This is a genomic window from Microbacterium sp. ZW T5_56, from assembly GCF_044987425.1.
Taxonomy (GTDB): Bacteria; Actinomycetota; Actinomycetes; order Actinomycetales; family Microbacteriaceae; genus Microbacterium.
Window position 1 is genome coordinate 1 of record NZ_JBJDRI010000079.1, and the last position, 675, is coordinate 675.

The following is a 675-nucleotide window of genomic DNA, read 5'->3' on the forward strand; positions in this document are numbered from 1 at the left end:
CGGCGGGTGAGGTTACGGCGGATAATCCGTTTGGTGTTGCTGCGGATTCGAGTGTTGATGCGGTGATTTTTGATGGTGGTTACGGCGTGGATTACGTCGAGAACGCTGCGAAGATCATGCAGGCGAATAAGGGTTTGTCGGGTGTGAGTGTGAAGGTCTCGGCTTCCACGAAGATCGCTCAGGAGCTGCAGCCGCGGTTCGTGGGTGGTAACCCGCCGGATCTGATCGATAACTCGGGTGCGAACTCGATTGGTTGGAACACGATCCTGGAGCAGTTGGAGGATCTGAGTGAGGTGTTGGAGGCGAACAATCTCGAGGGTGAGAAGATCGCTGACACGTTGTTTGATGGGGTGAAGGCTCCGGGCACGTTTGGTGACAAGTTCGCGGCGTTGAACTATGTGTTCACGACGTATGGGTTGTGGTATTCGGCGTCGTTGTTCGAGGAGAACGGGTGGCAGCCGCCGAAGACGTGGCAGGACTTGAAGGCGCTGGGTGCTGCGGCGAAGGAGAAGGGTAAGTACTTGTTCCTGTGGGGCAAGGAAGCCGCCACGTATTATCAGACGTTCGTGATCGATTCGGCTGTGATTCAGTCGGGTGATGATGTGCGGTTGCCGTTGGAGAATCTTGCCGAGGATTGCTGGTCCCACCCCACGCTGCAGGCGATTCTGACCGAGT

General features: G+C 56.6%; 1 protein-coding gene. It reads left to right on the forward strand.

Features of this window, described 5'->3' with window-relative positions; translation table 11 throughout:
• Positions 1-675 (forward strand): extracellular solute-binding protein (locus ACI3KU_RS18980; RefSeq protein ID WP_404923893.1); only part of this gene is annotated, 675 nt, incomplete at both ends.